The 26,906-nt window shown below is 41.2% G+C and carries 17 protein-coding genes; 7 read left to right on the top strand and 10 right to left on the bottom strand.

Going from position 1 to position 26,906, the window contains the following annotated elements:
• The first annotated feature begins 85 nt into the window (after positions 1 to 85).
• Positions 86 to 1,474 (top strand): ATP-dependent RNA helicase DbpA, encoded by a 1,389-nt coding sequence (gene dbpA, locus ACAX20_RS10560; protein WP_371186046.1) that lies wholly within the window; start codon positions 86 to 88, stop codon positions 1,472 to 1,474.
• Between the two features lie 216 nt (positions 1,475 to 1,690).
• On the opposite strand, the gene ACAX20_RS10555 is transcribed toward dbpA, so the two are convergent.
• From ACAX20_RS10555 to ACAX20_RS10525, 7 genes are read right to left on the bottom strand one after another with little or no spacing between them, the layout of a single operon-like run.
• Positions 1,691 to 2,539 (bottom strand): fumarylacetoacetate hydrolase family protein, encoded by an 849-nt coding sequence (locus tag ACAX20_RS10555; RefSeq protein ID WP_371186044.1) that lies wholly within the window; start codon positions 2,537 to 2,539, stop codon positions 1,691 to 1,693.
• A gap of 15 nt (positions 2,540 to 2,554) precedes the next feature.
• Positions 2,555 to 3,331 carry an SDR family NAD(P)-dependent oxidoreductase gene (locus ACAX20_RS10550; RefSeq protein WP_371186043.1) on the bottom strand — a complete coding sequence of 259 codons (777 nt, stop codon included), beginning with the start codon at positions 3,329 to 3,331 and terminating at the stop codon, positions 2,555 to 2,557.
• Between the two features lie 15 nt (positions 3,332 to 3,346).
• Positions 3,347 to 4,201, bottom strand: coding sequence for an amidohydrolase (locus ACAX20_RS10545; protein ID WP_371186042.1), 855 nt, complete (start codon positions 4,199 to 4,201; stop codon positions 3,347 to 3,349).
• Entirely contained in the window at positions 4,198 to 5,247 is a 1,050-nt protein-coding gene (locus tag ACAX20_RS10540; RefSeq protein WP_371186041.1) for an aldo/keto reductase, read from the bottom strand. Before ACAX20_RS10540 ends, ACAX20_RS10545 begins: the two co-directional genes overlap by 4 nt.
• Before the next feature lie 17 nt (positions 5,248 to 5,264).
• Positions 5,265 to 6,416, bottom strand: coding sequence for an alpha-hydroxy-acid oxidizing protein (locus ACAX20_RS10535; RefSeq protein WP_371186039.1), 1,152 nt, complete (start codon positions 6,414 to 6,416; stop codon positions 5,265 to 5,267).
• 15 nt (positions 6,417 to 6,431) lie between these two features.
• Positions 6,432 to 7,619, bottom strand: a complete 1,188-nt coding sequence (locus ACAX20_RS10530) for a UxaA family hydrolase (protein WP_371186037.1) — start codon at positions 7,617 to 7,619, stop codon at positions 6,432 to 6,434.
• Positions 7,597 to 8,025 carry a UxaA family hydrolase gene (locus ACAX20_RS10525; RefSeq protein WP_371186035.1) on the bottom strand — a complete coding sequence of 143 codons (429 nt, stop codon included), beginning with the start codon at positions 8,023 to 8,025 and terminating at the stop codon, positions 7,597 to 7,599. Before ACAX20_RS10525 ends, ACAX20_RS10530 begins: the two co-directional genes overlap by 23 nt.
• 281 nt (positions 8,026 to 8,306) lie before the next feature.
• Here ACAX20_RS10525 and ACAX20_RS10520 point away from each other — a divergent pair, with 281 nt between their 5' ends.
• The 4 genes from ACAX20_RS10520 to ACAX20_RS10505 all read left to right on the top strand — a co-directional run bounded on the left by ACAX20_RS10520 (position 8,307) and on the right by ACAX20_RS10505 (position 13,932).
• Entirely contained in the window at positions 8,307 to 11,066 is a 2,760-nt protein-coding gene (locus ACAX20_RS10520) for a TonB-dependent receptor (protein WP_371186034.1), read from the top strand.
• 160 nt (positions 11,067 to 11,226) lie between these two features.
• On the top strand, positions 11,227 to 12,633 hold the full coding sequence (fucP, locus tag ACAX20_RS10515; protein ID WP_371186032.1) for an L-fucose:H+ symporter permease: 1,407 nt from the start codon (positions 11,227 to 11,229) through the stop codon (positions 12,631 to 12,633).
• Positions 12,634 to 12,662: 29 nt separating this feature from the next.
• Complete coding sequence (locus tag ACAX20_RS10510) at positions 12,663 to 12,986, top strand: L-rhamnose mutarotase (protein WP_371186030.1); 324 nt, start codon at positions 12,663 to 12,665, stop codon at positions 12,984 to 12,986.
• Between the two features lie 148 nt (positions 12,987 to 13,134).
• Positions 13,135 to 13,932 (top strand): IclR family transcriptional regulator, encoded by a 798-nt coding sequence (locus ACAX20_RS10505; protein WP_371186029.1) that lies wholly within the window; start codon positions 13,135 to 13,137, stop codon positions 13,930 to 13,932.
• Positions 13,933 to 14,035: 103 nt separating this feature from the next.
• Here the strand turns inward: ACAX20_RS10505 and hhe are convergent, their stop codons facing one another.
• Positions 14,036 to 19,576 carry a DUF4011 domain-containing anti-phage protein Hhe gene (gene hhe, locus ACAX20_RS10500; protein WP_371186027.1) on the bottom strand — a complete coding sequence of 1,847 codons (5,541 nt, stop codon included), beginning with the start codon at positions 19,574 to 19,576 and terminating at the stop codon, positions 14,036 to 14,038.
• A gap of 212 nt (positions 19,577 to 19,788) precedes the next feature.
• Between hhe and ACAX20_RS10495 the strand changes: the two genes are divergently transcribed.
• The gene (locus ACAX20_RS10495; RefSeq protein ID WP_371186026.1) at positions 19,789 to 21,492 is read left to right on the top strand and encodes a DUF4153 domain-containing protein; all 1,704 of its coding nucleotides are present in this window, start codon (positions 19,789 to 19,791) and stop codon (positions 21,490 to 21,492) included.
• A 74-nt stretch (positions 21,493 to 21,566) separates the two neighbouring features.
• Here the strand turns inward: ACAX20_RS10495 and cysK are convergent, their stop codons facing one another.
• The gene (gene cysK / locus ACAX20_RS10490; protein WP_371186024.1) at positions 21,567 to 22,535 is read right to left on the bottom strand and encodes a cysteine synthase A; all 969 of its coding nucleotides are present in this window, start codon (positions 22,533 to 22,535) and stop codon (positions 21,567 to 21,569) included.
• Between the two features lie 403 nt (positions 22,536 to 22,938).
• On the opposite strand from cysK, the gene ACAX20_RS10485 reads away from it, so the two are divergent.
• Positions 22,939 to 24,300, top strand: a complete 1,362-nt coding sequence (locus ACAX20_RS10485; protein ID WP_371186022.1) for an RDD family protein — start codon at positions 22,939 to 22,941, stop codon at positions 24,298 to 24,300.
• Positions 24,301 to 24,466: 166 nt separating this feature from the next.
• Here ACAX20_RS10485 and ACAX20_RS10480 read toward each other — a convergent pair whose 3' ends face one another.
• The gene (locus tag ACAX20_RS10480; RefSeq protein WP_371186020.1) at positions 24,467 to 26,836 is read right to left on the bottom strand and encodes a carbohydrate binding family 9 domain-containing protein; all 2,370 of its coding nucleotides are present in this window, start codon (positions 26,834 to 26,836) and stop codon (positions 24,467 to 24,469) included.
• Positions 26,837 to 26,906: the final 70 nt, after the last annotated feature.

The raw sequence follows: 26,906 nt of genomic DNA, 5'->3' as shown, positions 1-26,906 counted from the left end.
CGCGTCACCATAATGCAAGACTTTATACTGCTATGCTGCACTATCTGGTATAATTCAGGCTTTATAGTCAAAATATTAGCGTATCGTGTCTGATCTAACCTTTAGCTCTACCTCATTATCCACCGACCTCATTGAAAATTTAACATCGCTTGGTTATCAAACCATGACCGAGATTCAAGCCATGACCATTCCGCTTATGTTGGCGGGTGAAGATGTTATCGGTCAAGCGAAAACCGGCTCAGGGAAAACCTGTGCTTTTGGTTTGGGGCTGCTTAGTAATTTGAATGTAAAACGTTTTCGCGTGCAAAGCTTAGTGTTGTGTCCAACGCGCGAGCTTGCTGATCAAGTTGCTGTTGAAATTCGCAAATTGGCGCGCAATATTCACAATATCAAAGTACTGACGTTATGTGGTGGGCAACCAATGGGCCCACAAATTGGTTCATTAGAGCACGGTGCGCATATTATTGTTGGTACGCCTGGACGAGTGGAAGAGCACGTTAGAAAAGGGCGTTTATCGCTTGCTGAAGTGAACACATTAGTGCTTGATGAAGCTGATAGAATGTTAGAAATGGGTTTTGAAGAAGCGCTTGATACCATCGTTAGCTTTTGTCCTGAGCAACGTCAAACCTTATTATTTAGCGCAACATTTCCCGCTAAAATTGAGCGCCTTGCTGCGCACTTGATGAAGGCGCCGCAAAAAGTTACCGTAGAATCTACCCACGATAGTAGTAGCATAAGCCAGTACTTTTACGAAGTCGAAGATGAAGCACAACGTATCGATGCGGTGAAGCGCTTATTGTTGCATTTCCAAGGTGAATCAGCGGTGGTATTTTGCAATACCAAAGCTCAGTGTCAGCAGATATCGGATACGCTGTCGACTTTTGGATTTGACAGTGCGGCATTACATGGCGATTTAGATCAACGTGACCGTGACAGAACCATGATCCGTTTTGCCAACAAAAGCTTGTCTGTGTTGGTTGCTACCGATGTCGCTGCCCGTGGCCTTGATGTTGACGATCTCGACTTAGTCATTAACTATCACATAGCTCATGACCCAGAAGTTCACGTACACCGCATTGGGCGCACTGGTCGAGCAGGTAAAAACGGCGTTGCCTGTTCATTGATGAGCCATAAAGAAGCGCACAAAGTGATACGCTTGCAAGAATACCTAGGGCAAGAGTTTGAAGCTACAAACTTACCCGATGATAGCGTTTTTAATAATAAGCCCGTTAAAGCGAAAATGGTCACTCTGCAAATTGATGGTGGTAAAAAAAGTAAGCTTAGACCGGGAGATATTCTCGGTGCTTTAACAGCGAACCCTGCGATTAAGGGCGAACAAATTGGCAAAATCAAAGTACAGGCAATGGCCTCGTTCGTTGCGGTAGATGCCAAGATCAGCAAAGTGGCACTGAAAACCATCAGCGATGGCAAAATGAAAGGACGTAACTTTCGAGTACGCTTACTGAATAAGTAAACCTATCACAGCTTTGCTTGCTGCTTCTTATAGTATTAGGTGTGTTAGAGCAATAATATGTACTTCCCACTTTAGTATGCTCGTATATAGAGGAAGTAGACTAAAGAAGCGCCTCAATAGTAGATGGCTTCTTTAGTCAAAATTTTATTATGAAAAAATGGCTAAGGTAATCGTTTCAAGTACAATACTTCAGTTCATGCCCTTGAGGTGAATTACTTAATAAGAGCATGGAATGACAGTTTGTTCTTGGGCTCCTAGACCTTCTATGCCTAAACTTACTCTATCTCCATGTTCTAGGTATGTAGCCGGGTCTTGTCCTAAGCCTACCCCAGGTGGGGTTCCAGTTGAAATAATATCACCAGGTTGTAAGCTCATGAATTGACTTAAATAGCTGACTATAAAAGATGGTTTAAAGATCATGGTGTTTGTATTACCTTTTTGGAATGTTTTACCATTTACCTCTAACCACATAGATAAATTATTTGGATCTGAAACCTCGTCACTAGTTACTAACCAAGGGCCAATGGGCCCAAAAGTATCACAACCCTTACCTTTATCCCACTGACATCCTTTTTCCAATTGAAAAGTTCGCTCAGAAACATCATTACATACGCAATACCCAGCAATATATTTATGCGCGTCTTTTTCATCAATATAAGAAGCGTTTTTACCTATAACGATTGCTAATTCCACTTCCCAATCAAGCTTATCACTATTTTTAGGTTTGATAATTGCATCATAAGGACCTGAAATTGCACTAGTTGCTTTTGTGAAAACCTCTGGTTCTGCAGGGATTGGCTTACCAGACTCTGCTGCGTGATCGGCATAATTCAAGCCTATACAAATAAACTTACCTACATTGGCAACACAAGCACCTATCCGTTCAGGAGATTCAACTATAGGTAGCTCATTGAGAGCAAGCTCTTTTAGTTTATTTATGCCTGACTCAGATAGAGCATCACTATCTATATCATTAATAATATGGCTTAGACAGCGAATGTTACCCTGCTCATCCAAAACCCCTGGTTTCTCTTGCCCTTTAGGGCCATAACGAAGTAATTTCATACTATTCCTCTTATTCTAATTATTAAGTGTTACAAAGCCACCATCAACCGGGAAATTACTTCCGGTGATGAAAGCTGCGTTCTTTGAACATAAATAATCAACAAGGGCTGCAACTTCTTCTGGAGTACCCATTCGGCCTATTGGTTGACTCTTTGATAATTCTTCAAACATTTGTTCTTTGTTGTTTGGATAGTTTTTTTCCAGAAAATTGTCTACAAAAGGTGTATGTACTCGACCAGGGGAGATACAATTGCAGCGAATACCATCATATAAATAATCTTTGGCAACAGAATATGTCATCGTTAACACAGCTCCTTTAGACATTGAATAGGCAAATCTATCGGCAATACCTACCGATGAAGCTACTGAAGCCATATTAATAATTATCCCAGATTTTTGTTTTTTCATGTTTTCGATAACAGCTGAAATGCAGTTGTAGACTCCTTTGATATTTACGCTGTAGAGGCGGTCCATGTCTGCTTCGCCGGTTTGTTCTATGTTTCCAATATGAGCAATACCAGCATTATTAATTAATATATCAATGTTAGTTTTAAGCAGGATACTATCGAACACCTCTTTAACAGTTTTGTGATTAGATACATCAATAAAATACGCAGTTGCTTGGCCGCCGGCTTCTTCGATTAATTCAACCGTTTCTTGCGCAGATTCAATATCTAAGTCGCCAACTAACGTTAAATTACCAGCCTTGGCGAGTCTTAGGCTAATACTGCGGCCGATGCCGCTTCCTCCACCTGTCACTAATGCAACCTTTTGAGTGTCTGGTTTAATCATCAATAGCCTCTAATATTAAGTTAAATTATAAAATTGACGCGCGTTTTGAGCCCAAACTTTATGTTGCAGCTCAAATGGCAGGCCCTGTAATAGGTAATCGGAAGTATCTAACCACGAGTGATAATCACCATTGAGTTTAATTACGGGCCAATCACTACCCCACATAATTCTTCCCGCGCCAAAGCACTCTAAAACATGCTCAAAAAAAGGTTTAATTATATGTGGTTCAACCTTGCCTGTTGGCGCCTCTGTGAATAGGCCCGAAAACTTGATATGAACATTTTCTCTGCTTGATATGTTTCGAATGGCGTCCAGCCAAAATTTAGATGGAGCTGTCGATAGGCTTGGCTTAGCACAATGATTAATAACCATTTTGATGTCAGGGTGCTTCTTTGCTATCAGATCTATATTTGCTAAATGCACTTCACTTATCAGTGCATCAAATGTTAAGTTGTTCGCCCCAAGAAACTTAAAAATGGAGTCGAATTGGTCGTTAAGTATCCAGTTTACGTTTTTAATGTCTTGCAACATCGGCCGGATACCTTTGAAATATGGATTTGTGGAAAACTTTTCTAATTGCTTCAATGCATTGTTACTTTCCATATTTACCCATCCAACAACTCCTTTTACAAAATCAGTAGTTTCAGCAATGCGAAGAAGGTAGCGAGTTTCGTCTTCAGAAGCAGCAGCTTGTACTAATATTGTTTGTGTTACATCACTACAGCGCAAGTCATCGATAATGTCATTGGGTAAAAAATCTCTGTAGATATTAGTTAACTCAGGCGTAAGCCAATCATAATCCCCACGTGATAGCTCCCAAAAATGATGGTGACTGTCTACTCTTGCAATCATATTGTGATTTATTTTCATTTCGGCAGCCTTTTTAAATCTAATATAGGGGCTCTTATATCTATTAATTCCTTGTCCTTTAATGTTTGCCAGAACTCATCAGGAATGTATTCAAAAAACAATTCTATAGACTCCTTAACACGAGACGGATTATCTAAACCAGGAATAACAGAAGATATGATGGGGTGGCCTAAAGGAAACTGTAATGCAGCTGCAGCTAAGGTGACGTCATACATACGGCATACTTTTTCAATTTCAGCTACCTTAAGGATGATATGTTGAGGAGCCTCTTGATAGTTGTAATATGGCGTTGTATCTCCAGAAACTCCTGTTGCTAAAATACCAGAGTTATAAGGCCCACCGAGGATAATTGACGCACCATAGGCTTCACATTTTGGAAAGAAGTTGTAGATAGGCTCCTGTTCAAGTAATGAGTAGCGTCCTGCTAATAAAAAGCAGTCAAACTGTCCTACATCCATAACTCTTTCACAAATTTCAATTTCATTTACACCTAAGCCTATAGCTTTGATGTGTTGTCCTTCTTTAAGTTCTTGTAAGGCTTTTAAGCCCCCAAGCTCTAGTTGACGAAAATAATATTCACTTCGTTCGCCATGAGTATACCTACCAATATCATGCACTAAGAGCATATCAATCTCTGCTAAACCTAAACGCTGTAAGCTATCTTCATACGAACGCATTATTCCATCGTAGCTGTAATCATAGTGAGCTTCAAAAGCCATAGGGGTTAAGAAACCATGTCGAAGAGCATTTGTATTAGCGTTCACATCGGGTTTAAGGATTCTTCCCACTTTTGTTGATATTATGTAATCATCTTTCGGTATTTTCCTTAAAGCATCTCCAATACGACGTTCGCTTAGACCAGCACCATATCTTGGCGCTGTATCAAATAAATTCATCCCAGAATTTATTGCAGCAGATAATGTGAGTCGAGCATCTTCATCTGATACCTCATGATAAAGATTTCCTAGCGCTGCAGCTCCAAATCCTAGCGTAGTTACATTTAGTTTTGTCTGCGCGAGAGGTCGTGTTTTTAATTTTTTATTCATTTGATGAGTTATTTAATTTATTTAACAAGGTGCTTAGGAAGATCTGAAACCTTACTGCATCCTAGCTGATTCATAATTTGCATCAGTTGTATAGTTAAGGAGTTAATAGTATGAATTCCTCCTTTATCCGCTAATGCTGCCACACCATACACAAAAGGCCTGCCCAAAAATGTAAAACTCGCTCCAGATGCTAAGGCTGCCGCTATATTTGTGCCACTGCGTAATCCACTATCCATAAATATCTTTATCTTATCGCCATATTTGGCTGCCAGATCCTGTAGAGGCTCCATGGGGGATTCTGATGCATCCAGTTGTCTTGCACCATGGTTCGAAATAACGACCCCATCAGCCCCCAATGAGATTGCAGCTTTCACATCGACTTCATTCATCAACCCCTTTATAACTAATGGGCCTTGCCACTTTTCCCTTATTGTTTGGAGGCCTTCAATATCAACAGGTCCCATTACTGTTTGGTTCATGAAAGTTGCTAGTTGCTCTATGGGCATATTCTTAGGCATATATGGCTTTAATGTTTCCATTTCAGGCTTGCCCGATAAAGCGGTTTCTAACAGCCATCTAGGACGAGATATCATTTGTAATATATTGGCTAAAGTTAATTTTGGGGGCATAGCTAAGCCATTACGAATATCTCTAGGTCGAAAGCCAAAAGTTGGAACATCAACTGTTATAACTAACACTGGGTATTGAGCATCTTTCAAGCGTCTCAATAAGTCACTTCGAATACTACTATCAGTTGGATTATATAACTGAAACCAAGCATTGCCTTCGGATACCTCTGCAATTCTCTCTAAGCTACTAGACGATACAGTACTCAATATGTATGGTATGTTTTTCGCTGCAGCAGCTTTAGCTAATATCTCTGGAGATCTAGGCCACATTAGTCCTTGCAAACCAACAGGTGCAATACCAAAGGGAGCAGAGTATCGATGCCCAAAGATATCAACACTTAAGTCACTGCCGTCAAATGGTTTGAGTAACTCACTTCTTAGTAAAACAGATTCAACAATATCGCGATTTCGTTTTATACCTATTTCTTCCATACACCCGCCTTCAAGGTAGTCAAAAGCGAATTTTGGAATACGTTTGCGAGCCTGGACTCTTAAATCTGCAACATCAGGGTATTTATTATTAAAGTAATTTAGCATCATATTCCCTTAGCTTAATTATCCTGCGTAGCAAGATGGCCCTAATTTATCAAATGCTTTATAGGTCAAAAGGAATTCGGTATGACCCATTTCTTCTGATTTAGATTTCCCCCCGCTTGCAATTCGTAAAATACAATCGAAAATTTGTTGGCCTACATCTTTAACAGTTTTATTTCCAACAATAATCTGACCAGCATTGATGTCCATATCATCTTTCAAGTTTTCATATGTGTGAGGGTTGGCACAAACTTTCACTACCGGCGAAATTGCTGAGCCAACCACAGAACCTCTCCCTGTTGTAAATAAGATCATTAATGCTCCAGAGGCTATCATTTCGATAATTTCCTGATTATCTGATATATTTGGAAAGCCAAACATTGGATCTCCATCGGGAACTACATCTAGTAAAAACAGCCCTTTTTTGCTGGGGTGTTCACCCGGACGGATAATGCCGTTAATCATCGAAGATCCTGATTTAGCGTAAGCTCCCATCGACTTTTCTTCTTGAGTAGTAAGCCCGCCCTCAGCATTTCCAGGAGCAAAGCTACCATAACCCATTTTTGTATAATACCGTTCTGCTTTGGCTACACATGCTACTAATTCATTTGCTAGCTCTTCCGTTTCGGCTCTTCCTGCCATAATATGTTCACAGCCAACTAGTTCACCGGTTTCTTCGAAAATACAGGTCGCATTCAAGTCTATTAGCTGATCAAAACATGCACCAACTGCCGGGTTTGCGCTAATACCACTGGTACCATCAGAGCCACCACAAATTGTGCCTACAACTAATTCATCAATTTGCATACTTACTTTTTCAACATTGGATATCTCGGCCAAGATATTCTTAGTAGTTTCTATGCCTTTTTTGATTGTATTTTTGGTACCTCCATTATTTTGGATAACTAATGTTTCAACAGGGCGACCACTGTTCTTTACCTCTGCATATAGCTCCTCCCTATTAAATCCTTCACAACCTAAGGAGACAATCAACACCCCCCCAACATTAGGATGAGTACATAATTTTTTCATCATAAAGAGTGCATAGTTGTTAGGGTAACAGCCGGGGAAACCTATTAATTGAACATCGTCATCATTAATTTCAGAAACCATAGATCTAGCAACGTGATGAGCACATTCAACTAAGTAGGTAACGACAACTTTATTTCGAATCCCTTTACGACCATCACTTCTTAAAAAGCCTTCCATTATTGTCTCCATTAACTGCTTGCCTTGTATGGCTGGGGATGTAGTCACTTTTCATATTATGCAAATGAACATGACACCCCTGTTTTATATCTGCCGTAGCAGACCCGATAGGTACACCATACCTAAATATCTTTTGCGAATTTTCAATGTTTTTTGAAGCTATTTTGTGGCCTACATCAATATCACTTTGAAGAGTGAATTCACAAGTAGGTAGCTTGACAACGTCACCTTTCATAGCCGATTGACAACAAATGAGGACGTTATCAGCCTCATGAAGTAATACGAATTTTTTATTTTTCACTTTAGCCTCTCTGTAATGATGTTTACTAGCACAGAGGTCTAACCCCTCTTGAATTAAATATTCATAACACACAACACGTTGGTTATATATAAAAAACATTTTCATATACGAAATTAGTTCTTGAGATAAAATATGTCAACGATTTTATTGGTAATTAAATTGAAAAATATGAGGTAAATAAGTAAAAAAAAACAAACCTGGATAATTAAGTTGTTGATAATGTTTGTTATTTGCATGTCTTTCAAATATAAATATGAAATTGAATTGCATATATGAAAATATTGTGCGAGGCTAAGATTGTTTTATATACAAAACAATCTTTAAAATATCTAGAAATAAGCCTTCCAAAAAGAGATGGTTAACTTAATGATAATTGGGGAAGATCTATGAAACCTGAAGCACGCGCAATTCGTTTTGTACAACACAAAACCGCGAATTTTGTAAGTATGGCAATCAAGGGGATGGCAGTCACAGCGATGTCGTTACCTATGACCTTTACAGCAAACGCAGAAGAAGTTCCACAAATAAAAGATAAAGATGTTGAAGTCATTGAAGTAAAAGGCATCCGTAGTAGTATTCTTAAAGCACAGCATATGAAAAGAGGCGCAGACTCGGTTATTGATGCTATTTCAGCTGATGACCTAGGTAAGTTTTCCGATGCTGCAATATCCGATGCGATTCAGCGTATTCCAGGTGTACAAATTGAACGTAATGACGGCGGTCAAGAAGGTGACCGAGTGTCTATTCGAGGCCTCGGTCCGACTTATGTCACAACTTTAGTTAATGGTCGTACCGCTATGTCCTCGGGTACGGAAGGGTTGTCTAATCTTCGTTCATTCAATCTCGAAGTGGTTCCAACGGATGTAGTTTCAACGATTGTTATAAAGAAAACCCCGACAGCGAGTGATCCTGAGTCTGGGCTAGCCGGTTCAGTTGAATTAAAAACAAGAGAAGCTCTGGATGCTTTTCAGTATAAAGATGGAAAAAATTATTTTGGTTCACTAACTCTGCAAGGCGATAAAGGATCTATTGGTGATGAGCTGGGCCACCGGGGTAGTGTGCTGTTTGGGGCTAAAACAGATGATGATTCTCTGGGGTTTTATGTGTCTTATTTAGACTCTGAATCTAAACCCGGTCGAGATCAGTTGTTTCCAACGGTACTACAGGAGGATATTCAAATTGACAATACTGGGGACGGTATTCCCGACGAAATAATTGAGGATGTACATATAATCAACGCTATTGATTTTGAACCGATTCGTGAAACACAGTTACGTGAATCATTCGCAGCAGGGATGCAATGGAAGGTAAATGATCAACTGATGGTAACCGCAGATACGGTATTTACTTCATTTGACAACGCTTCGATTCGAAACCGAATTGCTCCAGTTTTTGGGCCGGCTATAACAGGTTCAGTTTTTTCACCTGATGATGTTGTTATAACTGATATTGATGGTCACAAAACCCTTCAATCTGTTTCGCAAGGAGGCTTTTCTGATGGGCAAAATGTCACCGTTCAGTTTATCCCTTTTCTATTTGGTAACAAAACCGAGTCGTCTGTAAGTGGCATAAATATGGATTACCAAATTTCAAGCCGTTTTAAAATGAACATTGATCTTCATTATTCAGATGTCGATTATGTTCAGGATTTAGACCTGCCAATTCTATTGCAAGACATTGACGCTCAACAAGTAAGCTTTGATACTAATAACGGACTATTCCACGCAGACTTGGGTGAAATTGATAATGCTTCTTATCAATTTCCTTCTTGGGCAGCTCTTGTGCGAGATGTCTTCTTAGAAGGGGAGCAATACGGCGCAAGAGCTGATTTTGAATATATATTATCTGGTAATTTTATTGAATCAATAGAGTTTGGCGCTAGATATACAAAGGAAGAGCTGGATTCTACTCGTACCAATATTTTAAGTGTCAGCGGTGATTTAACCGATGATGAGCTTTATGCTATTGGTCAAGCTGGAATTGGTAGTACGAATACAGATTATAATTTTTATTCTGGTTCAAATGTGTTTAATGACTTTCCTGATGGTGATTTAGACGTATTTTATGATGCGATTCCTGCTCTAGGCCAAACAAATGAGTTAGGCATGGACCCTGCGTCTTCTTTTTCTTATCAAGAAGAAGTGCTTGCGCTATATGGTGAAGCCAACATGTATGGGCAGATGTTTGGTTATGATTATTCGACTAATGTGGGGTTGCGAGCTGTAAATGTAAAATTTAGTGGGCAAGGGATCAGAATTAATCCTGATCAAACTACTGAGCCAACAAACACGAGCAATGATTATTGGGAGTTTTTGCCAAGCGCAAATCTAAGTTTAGACATTAGCTATGATACGACGTTACGTCTCGCTGCCGCGAAAGTTATGTCTCGCCCAAACCCTTCAGATTTAGTGCCTAGAGAAGCCGCGAATCCAATATATAACGTTGGTGACATTCCTACAGGACAACGCGGTAATGCAAAGCTAGAGCCGACGATTTCATACATTTTTGATGCAACGTTAGAGTATTACAATGAAAGTGAGGGAGCTTATGTTGCCAGTGTATTTTATAAAGATGTGAATGACTTTGTTTTCCCTGTTACTACTCGGGAGAGGCTTCGAGGACAAGGTGACACAATATACGATGTGCGAACACCTCTAAACTATTCGGACGGTAATGTTCAAGGTGTTGAGCTTGGGTTTAATCAACCGTTCATATTTTTAGACGGATTATGGTCAGGGTTCGGTTTACAGGCAAATTATACGTATTCTGATAGCGAATTTGATGAAGATGTAGGTGATAATGGTTATGGTTTTCCTGGTTCGTCAAAGCACAACTTTAACTCTATTTTATATTTTGAGAAGGGCGATTTAGGCGTTCGTCTAAGTTATATCTATCGCGATGATTACTTTCGCAATTTACCAGGGCAAGGTGCCCAGGCTGAAAATAGCAGTGCGGTATTTACTGAGGCTGATGAACGGGTTAACTTTAATGCTAGTTATGATATATCGGAGCATTTTTCAGTATTTTTTGATGTTAATAACCTAACGGAAGAAGGGCGAAGAGACTTTTACTATCAAAAGGAAACTTTCAATGGTTCCTTCAACCGTGAACGTACACTGACGTTGGGTTTTACCGCTAGGTTTTAGTGTATAAATAGTTGAAATAAATGCCATTGTAGTTTTGTTTTAGGTGGTGTTTATTTCAATACCGATGACTTTCCTATATGGTAGTTCAAACCAAACAATTATTAAGCTTAAGTAAGGTTGATAATAATTCATAAACTAATATAAACTTGCCGAGTACTTTATGTCAGAGAAAGTATTACCACGGATTATTGCCTCAAAAACAATACCTGTGTTACAACGAGATATGATAATTCCATTTATTTTGGTTGCATCGTTATTTCCATTATGGGGGTTGGCTAATGATATCACTAACCCACTAGTTAAGGCATTTAAAGACGTTTTTTTAATATCAAATGCTCAAAGTAGTTTAGTGCAATTTGCGTTTTACTTGGGGTATGGTGTGATGGCCATTCCTGCTGCGATATTTATTCGTAATTACTCATATAAATCGGGGGTATTATTAGGATTAGCATTGTACTCAACAGGCGCGTTTCTATTTGTACCCGCCAGTATATATATGGAGTTTAATTATTTTTTAGTCGCTTTATGCATTCTAACATGCGGATTAGCAATGTTAGAAACAACCGCAAACCCATATATTTTATCTATGGGGCCAACAGAGACAGCAACGAAGCGGCTAAATCTCGCGCAAGCATTTAATCCGATAGGCTCTTTAACCGGGATGTTAATCGCGTCGACATTAATTCTTAATAAGTTAAAAGTCGAAGAATTTAGAGCCACAGAAAAGGCTTCAAACCCCGAGTATGAGAATTTATTACCTTCAGTTGTTGATGGTAAACTTTCTGAAGCTTTGGCTAAGTTTGCATTGGATGAACCGACTAAACATCAAGCGATGCAATTAGCAGACCTTATCACTATTAGAACTCCTTATTTAATCATATCAATTGTTGTTGCTGTTTTATTTTGTATATTTTTATTTATCAAGCTACCAAAAACGATAAACCATGACCATCCTTTTACTCGACACGAATTAAAAGATACATTTACAAGGTTGCTTAAAAACAAAACTTATATCGAAGGAGTTATGGCTCAAGCATTTTATGTTGGTGCACAAATCATGTGCTGGACGTTTATCATTCATTACGGTATGACAATTGTCGGTTTAACATCAGCAGAGGCTCAAAACTATAACATAATTGCTATGAGTATATTTTTGATTAGCAGGTTTGTTTGTACCTTCCTTCTCGGTTTCATTAAAGCAGGACACCTATTAATGTTGTTAGCAGCTTTAGCTGGACTTTTATTGCTAGGCGTTATATTTGTAGGAGGTGAGTTTGGCTTGTATTGTTTGATTGCTGTATCAGGTTGTATGTCCTTAATGTTTCCGACAATTTATGGTATTTCCTTACAAGGTATGAAGGCAGATGCTAGTTTGGCATCGGCTGGTTTAGTGATGGCTATTGTCGGTGGGGCATTGATGCCACCACTCCAAGCGTACTTGATTGATTCTTCGCCATTTATCAACTCTATACCTTCAGTTCAAACATCCTTCTTAATTCCTTTATTCAGCTTTTTTGTGATTGCTGTGTTTGGTTATAGGGTCAACTATGTTCATCGTTCTAAGTGAATGGAGGTAATATGTTGCACTGCTTAACTATGGAGTTAAAAGATAATCCTAAATTAATTGATTTATATGAAGAGTACCATAAGCCTGGAAATGTATGGCCAGAGGTTATAAATAGCATCAAAAGCTCAGGCATTGTTAATATGACAATACATCGTACGAATACTCAATTGATAATGGTGTTAGATGTAGACGAATCTTTTTGCTTTGAAAAAAAATCGAGTCAAGATATCAACAATCCAAAAGTACAGGAATGGGAAAGGTTAATGGAAAACTTTCAACTAATAGAAAGTATTGAAAATAGTGCTGAAAAGTGGAAGCCTATAGTAAAGATTTTTTCATTGGATGAACATTAAACTCTGTTTTACATACATTAATGTTCGGTTTGTAGGTGAAATTTTTAATTCATATATAAAATGTATTACTTGGTTTAATGACATCTTATATAATGCTTCCAGAGCATTGAACATTAATGATATAACTTACGTTGAAAAGGCCGTTTAAATGACTGAAGATACAAAAGGCAAGGAAGCTGGAGTTAAAAAGAAGCAATACTCAGCCCCAGCATTAGAAAAAGGATTAGACCTATTAGAGTTGCTATCTAGTGAGGTTGACGGCCTTAATATTGCCGAAATTACATCTCGACTAAATAAGTCGGTAGGTGAATTATTTAGAATGTTAGCTGTACTTGAGCAACGCGGTTATATTGAAACGTCTAAAGATAGTGATAAGTATCGCCTGACACTTAGAATGTTCAATTTAGCCAACCGATTTCCACCAATCAAAAGGTTAACATCTCTCGCAAATCCATTGATGCGAAAACTATCATATGCAATAGAGCAATCTTGTCATCTTGTTATATATTATGAAGGGAAAGGCCATGTTGTGGTACAGCAAGACTCCCCTTCAGCACGAATTTTTAGCGTTAGATTAGGTGCCGAAGCTCCATTAGTAAACACCTGTTCTGGTCACTTGCTACTCGCTTTTTCAGATGACGAGAAAAGGGAAGTAATGCTAAATAGGGTTCCTAAAAATCACCCTAAGCCTAATAAAAAAGAACTAAAAACGATATTAGAGCGAGTACAAGAGCAAGGCTTTGAAAGTATAGTGAGTGCTCAAACCTTAGGGGTCACAGATGTGGGTTATCCAATTTATGACGACACCGGACAAATCGCAGCAGCATTAGTTGTGCCATTTATAGGGTCTTTAGGTGACTCCCAGATAATTGACGCAGAATCCGCAAAAGTAAACATAAAAGCTACAGCTGATGAAATGTCAAAGCTCTTGGGTTTTGAGCAATAGTTTTATGATATTCGCCGACTTATTAGATTAACTAGTAAGCCGATGGTAAACCTAATTCAGGCTATATGCTATTCGAGAGAAGCTTGATAGAAATTTAAAGTGTTTAGCTGCTATCATGCTCATCTTCAGCAATAATGGCGAGCACTTGGGGCAGATACTGCTGGTGTGCTTTTGCCGTTGCACTGCGTAAAAAGTCGGGGATGAGCTCAACGTAATCACTTTCTGAGGTCGGTTTAAACTGACATAAGGCAGCGATCATCGCAGGGCGTAATAGGCGGTTGGCTTTAGGGACGGGATCGCTGTGAGTGGTAATTAAATACTGCTCAAAAGCAATAAGCTTTTCATTAAGTGTCTGTTTGGAATCGCTGATATCTTTTATTTCTTCAGCTTGTTGTTGCTCTCGTTGCAACGCCTGCTCTATTTCTGTTGTTTCCTCGATGTTGCCTGTTACTTCGGTTTGTTTTTTTAGTTCGTTGTCGAGAGCGGTTAGAGTTTCCACTATGGGGTTAATTTGCGCTTGTGGGTTTTTATACCAGTCGGGGGACCATATTCGGGTTAAATGCCAACCTAACCGACGTGGTGCGGCGGGTAGTAGCCTGTCTCTATCTCGTGCTGATTTAGCGTCGTAATACGCTTTTCCATCGGTTTCAACCCCCATTAAGTAATGTCCAGGTTGGTTACTTGCTTGTACGGCAACATTGATAAAGTAACCGGCAACACCAACATTGGCGGTGCAGTTAAATCCGTTACCTTTTAAGGTCGTACTAAGCGCGCTGGTAAAGTCACTGGTGCTATCACTGGTGTTGATGGCTTTTGTCGCAAGTTGCCCACTTTGTGCAAATTGCAAAAATTGCTGCAGTGCACGCACGCCCTGACTTGATGAGTCTTTTACAACAACATGGTTGGCTGTCATCGAGCTAAAGGCATGCATGCGTTTTTTGGAGCGGGTAAACAATACGTTTAAGCGTCGTCCCCCCGTACTGGAGTTTATCGGACCAAAGCGTTGTGCCATGGTACTAGCACCAACCTCGGCAGGCCCGTAGGTAAATGAAATATAAATCACGTCACGCTCATCACCTTGGACGTTTTCAAGATTTTTAACAAACAACGGCTCTTCGCTTTGCTCGTTCGTCACTAAGGCATTGGCGAATTGCTCATCGCTTTTGGCTAACGCTTCAATGGCGTTATCGATTTGCTCTTGCTGTTTAACACTCATTGCGACCACACCTAAAGATTCATTGGCATGATGTAATAAATGATTACGCACGGCGTGGGCGATAACTTTGGCTTCTTCAATATTTTTTTGTTTAACAAAACGACCATTTTTTATATAGGTAAATTTCACACCAAATTCATCGCTGTTGCTTGCAGGCGATGGAAATACCACTAAATTGTCGTCGTAAAACTGTTGATTAGAAAATGCGATGAGGCTCTCGTGACGCGAGCGATAATGCCAGCGCAGACGACGGGCATAAAACATGGGTAACGACACATCGAGAATACTTTCAGACAATTCGATGGCGGTCAGCTCGTCATCGTCATTATCTATGGCTCGGTCAAAAAAACTGGTAGGAGGCAGTTGCTTGGGATCGCCAACGACCACGACTTGTTTACCTCTGGCGATGGTGCCTAATGCATCTTCTGGCTTTATTTGTGACGCCTCATCCATGACGATAATATCAAACTCGATATCGCCTGGACGCAGATATTTGGCAACGGAATGTGGGCCCATCATAAAGCATGGCTTTAAGGCGAGTAGCGATTTACCAGCACGTTTGAGTAATTGTCTTATCGGGACATGCCGTGTTTTTTTATTTATTTCATGGTTTATTAGCCCCATTTCGCTGTAGTTAGCGACCTTACCAGTGGCAATCCCTGTGTGTGTTGCACGGATACCATTTTCGGCGATTTGATAGGCGACTTTTTGTTGTTGTAACGGTTTTAGGCGGTCATCAATGTCGCAAAATTGCTTGATGATCGCGTTATGCTCGGCTCCTGAAAATTGCGCAAGCTCAGGCGTGTTGAGCATAATGTCATGAGCGAGAGTATCGTAAATACTGTACAGATATAACGGGACTAAGTGCGCTAAGGTGATGTCACCTTGATCACACGCTTTTAGCAGTCGGTCAAGGCCGTGCGCGTGCAGGCTTTCTTTTAGGCGCAAAAAATCGAGCCACGGACCTAGCCAACGAGGTTGCAGTAAGGCGCGTTGGTTGCGTTGTAATAGTGATGGTAAATCAACGTGATGCTGCTGCCATGCCTGAATATCGAGCTTAACCTCATCGACAAAGCTTTGTTGTTGCTGCCGGTATTGTCGATACGCTTGCTCAATGTCTTTGTTTACATCTATCAGTGTTTGCAACGTAGGTTCACTGATGTGATGCAATACATAGTGGCGAAGCGCTTGGTTTTGCAGAGTTGTTATTTGCCGATATAACGATAGCGTGCTGGTTATTATGGTTAGTTGCTCGCTGCAATCGTCCCTTAGTGTCAGTTTAAGTGACTCATTAAACATCTGTGCGACAATGTTTTGCGCGATAAACGATTGCTGTGTGGTATGTAAATTGGCAACGCGTTTGCTTAGCGAGCTGATCTCGCTTAGGGAATGGTCTAGGCTTGTTTGATCGATATGTGACGATGAGGTGTTTAGTAATGATAGAACTAACGATAAATGATTGCTTAACGTTTGGCATGTAAGCGTCACATGGTTATCCGTTAAATCGTTTTCTATCTGGCTTGTTATGGTGCGATCAAAGCTTGTCATTACCTCTTGCCAGGTGCTAATTAACTTGTTCATGGTCGACATTGTACTTTGCTCAGCCAAATACTTAATGCCCTTGGCAATGTCAGTATCTAAACCAAACAGCGAGCTGGCAAGAGCGACATCATGGCCAAAGCCAATGCCAAAGGCCGAGCGCACCCTCTTATACCAAGCCCTTATGGTAATAATGTCGTCGATGCGGGTGTTGATGCCTTGATATTCATGTTGCAAAAGTTCGCTGTAACGATGGGTATTGTTTAGAGCTTCAAGCTCTGTTTGATAACGCTGTAATGACGCCAGCGCAGATGCTAATTCTTTATAAGGCTTGTCGTTTGTCGCTAACGACAATAATGTTGCTTTTGCTTGACGCCATTTGCTGCTGAACCAGCGGAAAAAGCCCGCATCACTGATGGTACGGTTAAGTTGGTCAAGCTCTGTGGCCGGTGGCAATGCGTCGAGTTTGAACAGAGGGGCTAGCTGTTGTCGTAATTGCACAAGGTTTTCAAGATGCTGTTTAAGTATTGGTAAATCGTTATCTAATTGGTCGTTATCAAATAACGAGTGGCGACGACTTAATAAGGTATTATCTAACTCAGAAATTAACCTGATATAGTGATGCAGGGTGTGTAAATCGCCGATGTTGCTCGCTTGGTAGGTACTAAGCTCAGGTGCATGTTGTGCCAAGGTGCTAAAGTCGTTAATCAGCTGCTGAGTCAATGTCGGTAGGGCAGCTAAATTCTCGATACTGCTTGCACAATCACTGAGCGTCAGCGATGAATTAAGGTGCTGGGCTAACTCATCAACAGCATGTTTTAATTGTTGTCGCGTGCTGTCATCTGCAAACACACCGGCGTTAAAGACCCGTAGTAATGCATTACATTCGGTTTGATGTTGTTGATAGGTGTCAATGTGAGCGTGCAAGGTGTCGGCATGTTGCGTGGTTAACCGTGTTAAAGCGCTGGTGTCGACTTTATCTGTTAGACCTTGTCGTATGCTTGTCAGCAGATCGGCATCGGCAATTAATATGTCGATGCTTGACAAAGAGATGGTCAGAGCCGTGTCACCTTTTTCGCTTTGTGCGTTGATATGCTGATGCAAGCGTTGAACAGTGGTGAGGAGCTGATGTGTCGCTGAGGTCCAGTCGGCTAATAAGCTGCAAACACCATCGCTGTCTAACAGCTGTAACTGGCTATTGGTCACACCATACCATGGGTGTTCGGTTAATGACGCTTGTTTACCTAGTTGCTGGGATATTTCTTTATGAACATCGATATAACGGCGCAGGGCGTCACTGGCTTGCTGCATGCTGATAGCGGTAATATTCGTACTGATGATGTTATTCGCTTTGAGTGTAGCAATGTCAATATCAGGAAATTGCAGGCGATACTTGGTCGCCGCCATTAATATTTGCTGAATGGTTTTCCCTGTTTGTTGCCAAGGACTATTAATAAGCGATGCGTAGCGGTTAAGCTGCCGCTTTTGCTGTTCGTAGAGAGTTATATGTAAATCGATGGTATCGGGATATTGGTAGTTGCTTTGTTGCTGCAAGCGCTGCGCAATATTTTCATAAACTTGCTTTTTATGGGTTTTGTGGCTGTGTAGCTCTAAGCAAAAATCTCCAAGTCCGGCTTTGCTAAGACGTTTTTTTACCACTTGCAACGCCGCCATTTTTTCGGCAACAAACAAGACTTTTTTTCCGCGCGCCATGGCAGCGGCAATTAAATTGGTAATAGATTGTGATTTACCGGTACCAGGGGGGCCTTCTATGACTAAGTTCTTCCCTTGCAGAGCATCAATGAGCGCACTGTGTTGTGAGCTGTCTGCATCGTAAATCAACGGATATTGCTGGTGAATGTTGTCAATTTCATCAAGCAAGTGCTCACTTGAAAAACCGTGAGTGCTCGCCTGAGAAGACTGCTCATGAGACGCGTGTTGTTTGCCAAAAAACGATTGTATGATGGGATGGTTTTGGATACCCGAATCGCCTTGTGGCCAGCGCTCAGGGGCAAGATCTAAGTACATCAATAACTTGCTAAAATCGAACATACCTAGGGTGCAATACCCCTTTAATTGCCACGTTGATTTATGTGGTAATAGTTTTTGTTCAATGATCTGCCAATATTGCTCTGGCAACATATCATCATTGAGCTCTGGCAATTGTAAGTGAAAATCTATCTTTAATTTTTCCCTTAGTGACAGGTTGGTCATCAGCTCTTCACCGGTGTATTCAATCGTATAGTTGTATACACCAAGCGTTTTGTTAAGTGACGCTTTGGTTATTTTTACCGGGATTAAATATAGTGGTGCCAGTTTAGCCTTGCTGTGAGTGTCGTCTTCAAACCATTGCAAAAAACCAAAGGCCAAGTACAAAATGTTGGCACCGGTTTCTTCTATGGCGGCATTCGCTTTGCTACGAATACGTCGTAATTGCCCCTCTAACGCATTAGCAAACAGTAGTGATTGTATGGTTGTATCACCGTGCTTGGAGGGCGGTTTCTGACCCGCTAAGGTTGCTTGGTTTAGCGACGTATCGAGCAAATCGAAATTGCTATTGATGCCGTTGATGTCGGCCCACTCTTTGGCGCTAGGCGAGGGCTTTAATATCAACTCTTGACCATCACTATCAATGTCGATGTAGTCGTCTCTTATTAATTCCTCTCTGCTTGGCTCTGCGATGGCTGTAAAGGTAAAGGCGTCACCATCGAGTAACTGTGTGGCTAATTGATCAGGACTGGCATCAATCAAACGGACATAGCCACCTCGGCCGTGACGAAAATTAAGCAAGCGATTACGACCGGTTAAATCAAGCAATCGATTGCGAATGCTCTGCAATGATGCAAAGGCAAAATCACCTTGGTCATTATTATTTGCTGCATTACTCATCAAACATGGCCTCTGTTATTTTTCGTCACTTGCGGTGTATGCAACGTGCGTGTCCTGAGTCTATTACCAAAAACAGCGGTTAATGACTGCTTACTTACAGTGTATAAGATGAAACCAAAATCGCGTATGCGCTGTATAAAAATTCGCTTGCGATATTTTCTACTTGCCTTAAATTGGATGTAAATCATGATACAAATCAATGGAGTAACAAGGTGGGGCAGTTTCCAAAAGGTGTGGTGCTGATATTGGCAACAGTACAAGGGGTATTACTTACCTTGTTGTACCGTGCTGTTGAATTAAAGGTGTGGCCTAGTACTGAGCCAGCTTGGCTTGTTGCCTTGGTCACCTTGGTTATTAGTTTGCCGTTATTGGTGTTTTTTTGCATAGACAAAGATAATGTAAAACAAACTTTGCGCTATGTTTTGCCGTTTAGTGTGTTGCTATCTTTGATTGGTGCCTATATTGGCTGGCAACAAGAGCCGGTTGCCTTGGTTCATAATGGCAATGTGATTGCTGTGTTTGTTTTAACCAGCCTTATCGCTTCGTTTAAAGCGTTAATGTATTTGCAGCAATATATGAGTCAGCAACAAATTTCTTATGGACAATTATTTACGTTGTCGTGGCGTAATTTTATTATCTTTACGGAAAGCGTGCTGTTTGTGGCCGTGTTTTGGGGGATTTTACTGTTAGGCGCAGGACTGTTTGCCATTGTTGGTATTGATATCTTCAAGTCGTTACTGACAAAGGACTGGTTTGTTATTCCGACGCTTACCTTAGCTTTTGCTTTTGCGAACATTATTTTTAGAAGCATCGTCACCAGTGCCGATACCATAGCCGCGATTGTCGAGACGTTACTGAAATTTTTATTACCCGCTTTGGCGTTTATCTCGTTAGCGTTTTTGTTTACTTTGCCATTTACGGGGTTAGCACCGCTTTGGAATACCGGTTCGGGTAGCTTGTTGATTATGTGGCTACAGGCACTCACTTTGTTTTTTGTAAATGCGGTTTACCAAGGTAACGATGAGCATCAACCATACCCGATTTTTTTGCATCGACTCGTGTTTGTTAGTGTTGCGGTATTGCCAATTTACAGCATTGTTGCAGCCTATGGACTTTGGTTACGAGTAAGCCAATATGGCTTGACCGTCGATCGCTGTTGGGCATGGTTAATATGGGCGTTATTAGCGATGTTTTCGTTTGCATATTTAATTGGCATTGTGAAAAAACGAGATGCTTGGCTTGGGATGTCGAGCAAAGTGAATGTTGTTATGGGCTTGGTGGTATTGCTGGTTATGTTGTTGGTTAACACGCCATTGATGAACTTTCAAAGTTGGTCTGTTGCTAGTCAGCTAAATCGTCTTGAGCAGGGTAAAGTAAGCTACCAAGATTTTGATTACCAATATGTTGGCCGTTCATTAGGGCGACAAGGCTATGTGGCGATGCAAGCGCTTAAAACGACCCTGGTCGATAAAGCGCCCGATAAAGTTGTGATAATTGAGCGAATGTACGTGAATCAACGCCAGCAAGAGGCATTTTCTCAGCAAGAGTTTTTGCAACATGTAACATTTTGGCCTAATAAAACGGCCTTTCCTGAAGCTCTGATAAGCACGGTGTATGACAAAACAATCACGCACAGTTGGTCGACTTATCGAGGCCACAATTATTATTTTATTGCCCAAGATTTGAATGGTGATGATGCGCCCGAGTACGTGGTTATCGATGAGGTGAATGATGTTACTTCGGCCAACCTCTGGCGATTAGACAATGATGCGTGGCAGCCGTTTTACATGAATACCTCAAATCCAGAGCAGATACGCTACCTTAAAGGTGTGGTTACAAATGGTGATATCGCGGTTGTAAAACCTAAGTGGCATGATCTGCAAGTGGGCAGTGTGTTATTTAAAGTCAGGCAATAAGTAATAAAAAACCGCGCTTTAAATAGCGCGGTTTTGATGAGGCGTATTGCTTTTAAAATCGAGTTAACAATGAATTATTGGATTAGCTCTTTGTCAGTGAAGGTATCAGCAAACAGTGGGCTTGATAAATAACGCTCGGCAGCACTTGCCAAAATAACCACGATATTTTTACCTTCGTTTTCTGGCTTCTCGGCTAAACGTTTGGCGGCAACCATCGCCGCACCTGATGAAATACCCGCTAAAATGCCTTCTTCTTTCATTAATCGATGTGCCATGGCCATCGCATCGCTATTTGATACGCGCTCGGCGGCATCAACTAACGATAAATCCAGATTGCCAGGAATAAAGCCTGCGCCGATACCTTGGATTTTGTGAGGTCCTGGGGTGAGCTCTTCGCCAGCAAGCGCTTGACCAATAATCGGTGAGTCTTCTGGCTCTACCGCAATTGACTGAATCGCTTTGCCTTGGGTGTTTTTGATGTAACGAGATACACCAGTAAGTGTGCCACCAGTACCCACGCCCGCGACAAAAATATCAATGTTACCATCGGTCGCCTGCCAAATTTCTGGGCCAGTGGTTTTCTCATGAATTTCAGGGTTCGCAGGGTTTTCAAATTGACCTAAAATAAGATGCTTTTCTGGATCTCGTGCTTTGATTTCTTCTGCTTTTTCAATCGCGCCCTTCATCCCTTTGGCACCATCCGTTAATTCAAGTTTGGCACCTAAAGCAATCAATAGCTTACGACGTTCTAAACTCATGGTGTTTGGCATGGTTAAAATGAGTTTATACCCTTTCGCAGCCGCCACAAACGCTAAGGCGATTCCCGTGTTACCACTGGTCGGCTCAACAATGGTGATGTCTTTGGTGAGTTTACCTGATTTTTCAGCATCCCAAATCATATTGGCGCCAATACGACATTTCACACTGAAGCTTGGATTTCTCGCTTCAATTTTGGCGTATACATTGCCATTAGTGATGCGATTAATTTTGACCAACGGCGTATTACCAATGGATAGCGAGTTATCTTCATAGATGTTTGACATGTTGTATTCCTATCAAATGCTAACGAGAGCCTAAATACTCATTAAATTATAGATAAGATTACTGAGCTTTTTGTGTTTCGAGAAGTAATTGTCAGTTATAACTAATAACTTAAATTATTTTAGTAATATAGTTTTTTTTGGAATATATGGTAGGAGCGCCATAATGACTGATATTCCCATATTTAATGGCGACGCCTATGGCTACCTTTATTGGCGAATTGATGAATTGATTAACATGACAACAACTCTTTGAGTCGTTCGTTGAAGGTCATTTATTTTTGAACGAGATAATAATTTGTTGATTTTGTATGCAAAATAATGAAACCTCAATGTATAAAGACAATAGAATGAAAACCTGAACCCTAGTGTTAACAGCTCGGGTGATAGACAAAGGCAAGCGCTGATGAAAGCATTGTTTATAAAAAATAAGAAAACATTATCGTTCGATGAAACGCAAGAAGTGATCACCCCGTTTGCTTTTACGGTTAATGAGGAGTTATTTGGCACCGCGATTGCCAGTCCTTATAAGCGGTTAATTGCCATTCTTTTTGATCTGTTATTAATTGCCATGTTAAGTAGCGCCGGTGGTGAGTTCTTGGCTATTGGCCTCGCAATATTCGTATTTCGATTAGGCAGTAAAAAACGAGCAGCAAAACTTGGTAAAGTCAAAGGACGAAAGCGACGCGCGGTACTGCGCTTTATTGGTTGTTTGATTTTATTGCTGATCATGCTTGATACAGTTGCCCCCCTAATAAATACGTATTTATCTGACGATCAACCCTATCATTTCACCGATACAGAGCCGTTTTATGACAAGCCAAGCAATATAGGTAAAGACAATATGGGCTTTGAGGAGCTAGGTATTGGTGACAGTATCTCGCTCGCGGGCTACATGATAAAGATTGGTAAACAAGTAAAAGACTCCCCCTGTAGCAACTACGAGTGTTGGTATAAACGACTTGAAGATCTTCCCCTGCAAGCGTCGAACTTGAAATTAAACGAAGAGCAGGCACGAAACTTTATGACAACCATCATCGACAGTTTGGATGTTGAAAAGTCTTGGGAGAGCGACTTAATTGAGGCTTATATCAAGGACTTTAAGGCGCTGAATCAGGCGTCCAATCACGACTTAAGCCAAGAACGTCCTAAGGTTGATATGGTTAATACGCCTAGTGTTCAAGCTAGCGAGCAGCAAGCTGCAGCGTTAAACGAGGCAAAACCTAACGCAGCGATTGGTACGGTTATTGAAGGCAAGGTGCAAAAACACATCGATAACACCGAGCTCGGTAAACTTCGTCAACAGCGGGCAGAGCAGGGGCAACCGTCGTCTCAAGGAGAAAATCAACCGCAATCATCTAAACCGATATACTCCTTTGTTGAGTACATTAAAGCAATCATTGATGATTTGGGGCTTGGTTTTGGTTGGGCTGCGTTTTATTTTACCGTGTTTACGGCCTGGTGGCAGGGGCAGACACCGGGTAAACGGTTGATGGGCATTCGCGTATTGCAACTTGATGCGTCGCCGTTAACCTTGTGGGAAAGCTTTGGTCGCTACGGTGGTTACGGCGCGGGCTTAGCGACTGGATTGTTAGGCTTTTTACAAATCTACTGGGACGCAAATCGACAAGCCATTCAAGATAAAATTTCTGCCACGGTGGTGATTGATGAACGCAAAAAAGTCGACCCACAAATTATTGAAATCGCGCGGCAAAAACAGCAACAAGCAAAGCAAGCTGACGCTCAAACGCCACTACCTTCGCAGTAGATTAATAACAAGCGTGTTAATGACGGGCTAAAAGGCAAGCGCCGTTTGACCTTGTTATGAGCCATCAGGGGGACTGCTTGGTAGCTCATTGTTAATGATGAGGAAATGATAATGATTAGGGAGGTGAGAGTGTTGTTAGAGCTCACCTCCTTGATATCAACGGCGCTTACAGCCAAGCGTAGCTGAGTTTCATAAACACGTTGCGCTGATTTCTTGTTAGCGAAGATATCTCGCCATCTTTGCGGGCGTTATCCGCATAACCTAAGAAAAAGACCGTTTGTGGGTTGAGCTTATATGAATAAACCAACTCAGTAGACAGGTTATGCTCTTTATCGAGCGAGCCGTAAAGATTGGGGTTGTTATCCGGATTTAATTGCACACTATCGTATACCAAGGTCAAACGCAGTAGGTTGTTTACATCAAAGGCATAAGTCATGCGTAAATCGGCGATATTTTGCTTGTAAACGTAATCACCATCGACGCTTAGGTCGGCATAGACATAGGTGACATTAGCTTCAAGGTGAGTAGATATATTCCAGCGGATGTTTGGTGCCAGCTCAACAATATCCCCTTGGCGGTCGTTAAAATTATCAACGCCATCGCCAATACGCAGTGATACACCAGCATACAAGTTAGGTAAAGGCTGTAGTTCACCGTAAACGTCGGCGTAATATAAATGGTATAAGTTGGTATTGCCGTCTATGGCTTGAACATTGCTGTCAAAGCGCAGACCGACTTTATCTTCTTGAGTGATTACAATATCAAACAACGATTGCCATGGACCCCATATGGTGCCGCTGACGGCAGAGGCTTTGCTGATCAGTTCGCCGTTATCGTTATGATTAATGTCATATTTTGCACCGAGTATGGCTTGTGACCACCAGGCATTCTCACTAAAGAACATGCGATTGACTTTGGTCGAAAAGCGATTGAAGTCAGAGTAAGGCTGAAAGCCTAAATCGGCTCTAAATTTCTGGCCTATGTGCTGGTATACGCTACTAAATCGCCAAAACTCGCTTTGATGATCAAACTCTAACAAATAGGCTTTATCGGTAAATGTTTCGTTAGTTACGTCCACCAATGACGCTAGGTAACATTGACCATTTGGGCAATAATCAGCGAGTATCTCCTCTGGGTACTTGGTTTGCGAGCCGCTAAATTGCGCTTTAATGGTGTTACTTGGTGATAACTTGTACTTGCTATCAAATGACATGACGCTGTTATGGTAGCTGTCGGAGTCGCGCACTGTCGATAAGGCACCAAACGATAAATCATCATTGACGTCATAACGATAACGTACTGCGCCAGCAAAGCTTTGCTCGTTGACATTACCGACCGTCGAAAATAAATTGCCCGGCAAAATAAAGCTGGTGCTATGGTCATTACTTACAAATGCGGCAAAGGCATGTTGACCGTTTCGGCCGGTGAGTTTTGCGCCCCAGTCTGGGTCAACGATGTTGCGGGTATGTACTAAGTCGAACGGTGTGGCGAAGTACTCAGCGTTATCTAAAAAGAACGGCCTCTTTTCGGAAAAAAATAACGCACTGGTTTTATTTACGGTTAATTGTCCCGCATCGGCTTCTACCGTTGAAAAGTCGGGATTAATGGTAGCGTTAAGCAGAATGTCTGGGGTAATGCCCCAGCGCAGATTAAGACCAAGATCAACGTCTTTATTGGTTTGCCAATCTTGCTCTTGGTAAATATCACGCGTTGATTCATGGCCATAAACTAAGCTTGGGGTAAGAAGTACATTGTCCCCTAACTTGGCTTGTTCAAAGCCAACCATTTCTTGCATTTGACACGCCCAACAATTGTTGTTCTTATCGATTGGCATGTTGGAAATACGCAAAATGGTATCTCGCGGGTAGATACGAATCAGCTCAAACCCCCACGTTTTTATGTCGACGCTTTCATCAAAATTGAGCTCTCGATAGGGGATCGCCATTTCAACTCGGTAGCCATCTTCACTGACTTTGGCATAGGCGTCCCAAAGGCCATCCCATAAATTATTCTCATCACCCGTCATTTCATTGCTGATGCCGTCGTTTTGTACGCCATTAGGGTTAACAAAAAACTTATAGGCAAGACGATGATCATTAAACGGGTCGAGCTTGATACCCACAATATCATCGGCAAATGCTGCGTCACGCGCTTTGATAAAGCCTTGAATTTTTTCCGGCTCGGGATCTTTCGCGATGAATGCTAAGTAAAGATTTTCACCATCTTCATAAATATAAGCATCCGTTTGTACAGGACTGGGGGTATTATCATAAGGGTAATTGACAATGTTTACTGGAATGTGAGCGGCTTGTTGCCATAGCTTGTCGCTTACATCGCCATCGAGCACGGGTGCTTGTTGAATGTAAGGAATACTAAATTGCTGCTTTTGTTTGCTATCGCTTTGCTCAGCAATCGCGGATGTTGGCACCAAGGTAGAAGCGCAAAGTACTAACGCTGTTGCTGTGCTATGAGCACGCGATAAAAGACTTGATGCCAAAAGTTTAGGCATCAAATGGCGACGAAATAGCAAAGTCATGACTACACCCTATGATTGCTTTTTATTGTTATTATTGTTGAATCGCTCGACTGTTTGTTGCCGTGAACTG

The organism is Thalassotalea sp. Sam97 (assembly GCF_041379765.1).
In the GTDB taxonomy this organism is placed as follows: Bacteria; Pseudomonadota; Gammaproteobacteria; order Enterobacterales; family Alteromonadaceae; genus Thalassotalea_A; species Thalassotalea_A maritima.
This window is presented reverse-complemented; position numbering and strand designations above follow the sequence as displayed.

What these genes read in the sequence shown, in the direction of transcription:
- ACAX20_RS10555 (WP_371186044.1), bottom strand. Translation starts at nt 2,539, where the DNA reads ATGAAATTACTTCGTTATGGCCCTAAAGGGCAAGAGAAACCAGGGGTT.
- ACAX20_RS10550 (WP_371186043.1), bottom strand. Translation starts at nt 3,331, where the DNA reads ATGATTAAACCAGACACTCAAAAGGTTGCATTAGTGACAGGTGGAGGA.
- ACAX20_RS10545 (WP_371186042.1), bottom strand. Translation starts at nt 4,201, where the DNA reads ATGAAAATAAATCACAATATGATTGCAAGAGTAGACAGTCACCATCAT.
- ACAX20_RS10540 (WP_371186041.1), bottom strand. Translation starts at nt 5,247, where the DNA reads ATGAATAAAAAATTAAAAACACGACCTCTCGCGCAGACAAAACTAAAT.
- ACAX20_RS10535 (WP_371186039.1), bottom strand. Translation starts at nt 6,416, where the DNA reads ATGATGCTAAATTACTTTAATAATAAATACCCTGATGTTGCAGATTTA.
- ACAX20_RS10530 (WP_371186037.1), bottom strand. Translation starts at nt 7,619, where the DNA reads ATGGAAGGCTTTTTAAGAAGTGATGGTCGTAAAGGGATTCGAAATAAA.
- ACAX20_RS10525 (WP_371186035.1), bottom strand. Translation starts at nt 8,025, where the DNA reads ATGAAAATGTTTTTTATATATAACCAACGTGTTGTGTGTTATGAATAT.
- ACAX20_RS10520 (WP_371186034.1), top strand. Translation starts at nt 8,307, where the DNA reads ATGAAACCTGAAGCACGCGCAATTCGTTTTGTACAACACAAAACCGCG.
- fucP (WP_371186032.1), top strand. Translation starts at nt 11,227, where the DNA reads ATGTCAGAGAAAGTATTACCACGGATTATTGCCTCAAAAACAATACCT.
- ACAX20_RS10510 (WP_371186030.1), top strand. Translation starts at nt 12,663, where the DNA reads ATGGAGTTAAAAGATAATCCTAAATTAATTGATTTATATGAAGAGTAC.
- ACAX20_RS10505 (WP_371186029.1), top strand. Translation starts at nt 13,135, where the DNA reads ATGACTGAAGATACAAAAGGCAAGGAAGCTGGAGTTAAAAAGAAGCAA.
- hhe (WP_371186027.1), bottom strand. Translation starts at nt 19,576, where the DNA reads ATGAGTAATGCAGCAAATAATAATGACCAAGGTGATTTTGCCTTTGCA.
- cysK (WP_371186024.1), bottom strand. Translation starts at nt 22,535, where the DNA reads ATGTCAAACATCTATGAAGATAACTCGCTATCCATTGGTAATACGCCG.
- ACAX20_RS10485 (WP_371186022.1), top strand. Translation starts at nt 22,939, where the DNA reads ATGAAAGCATTGTTTATAAAAAATAAGAAAACATTATCGTTCGATGAA.
- ACAX20_RS10480 (WP_371186020.1), bottom strand. Translation starts at nt 26,836, where the DNA reads ATGACTTTGCTATTTCGTCGCCATTTGATGCCTAAACTTTTGGCATCA.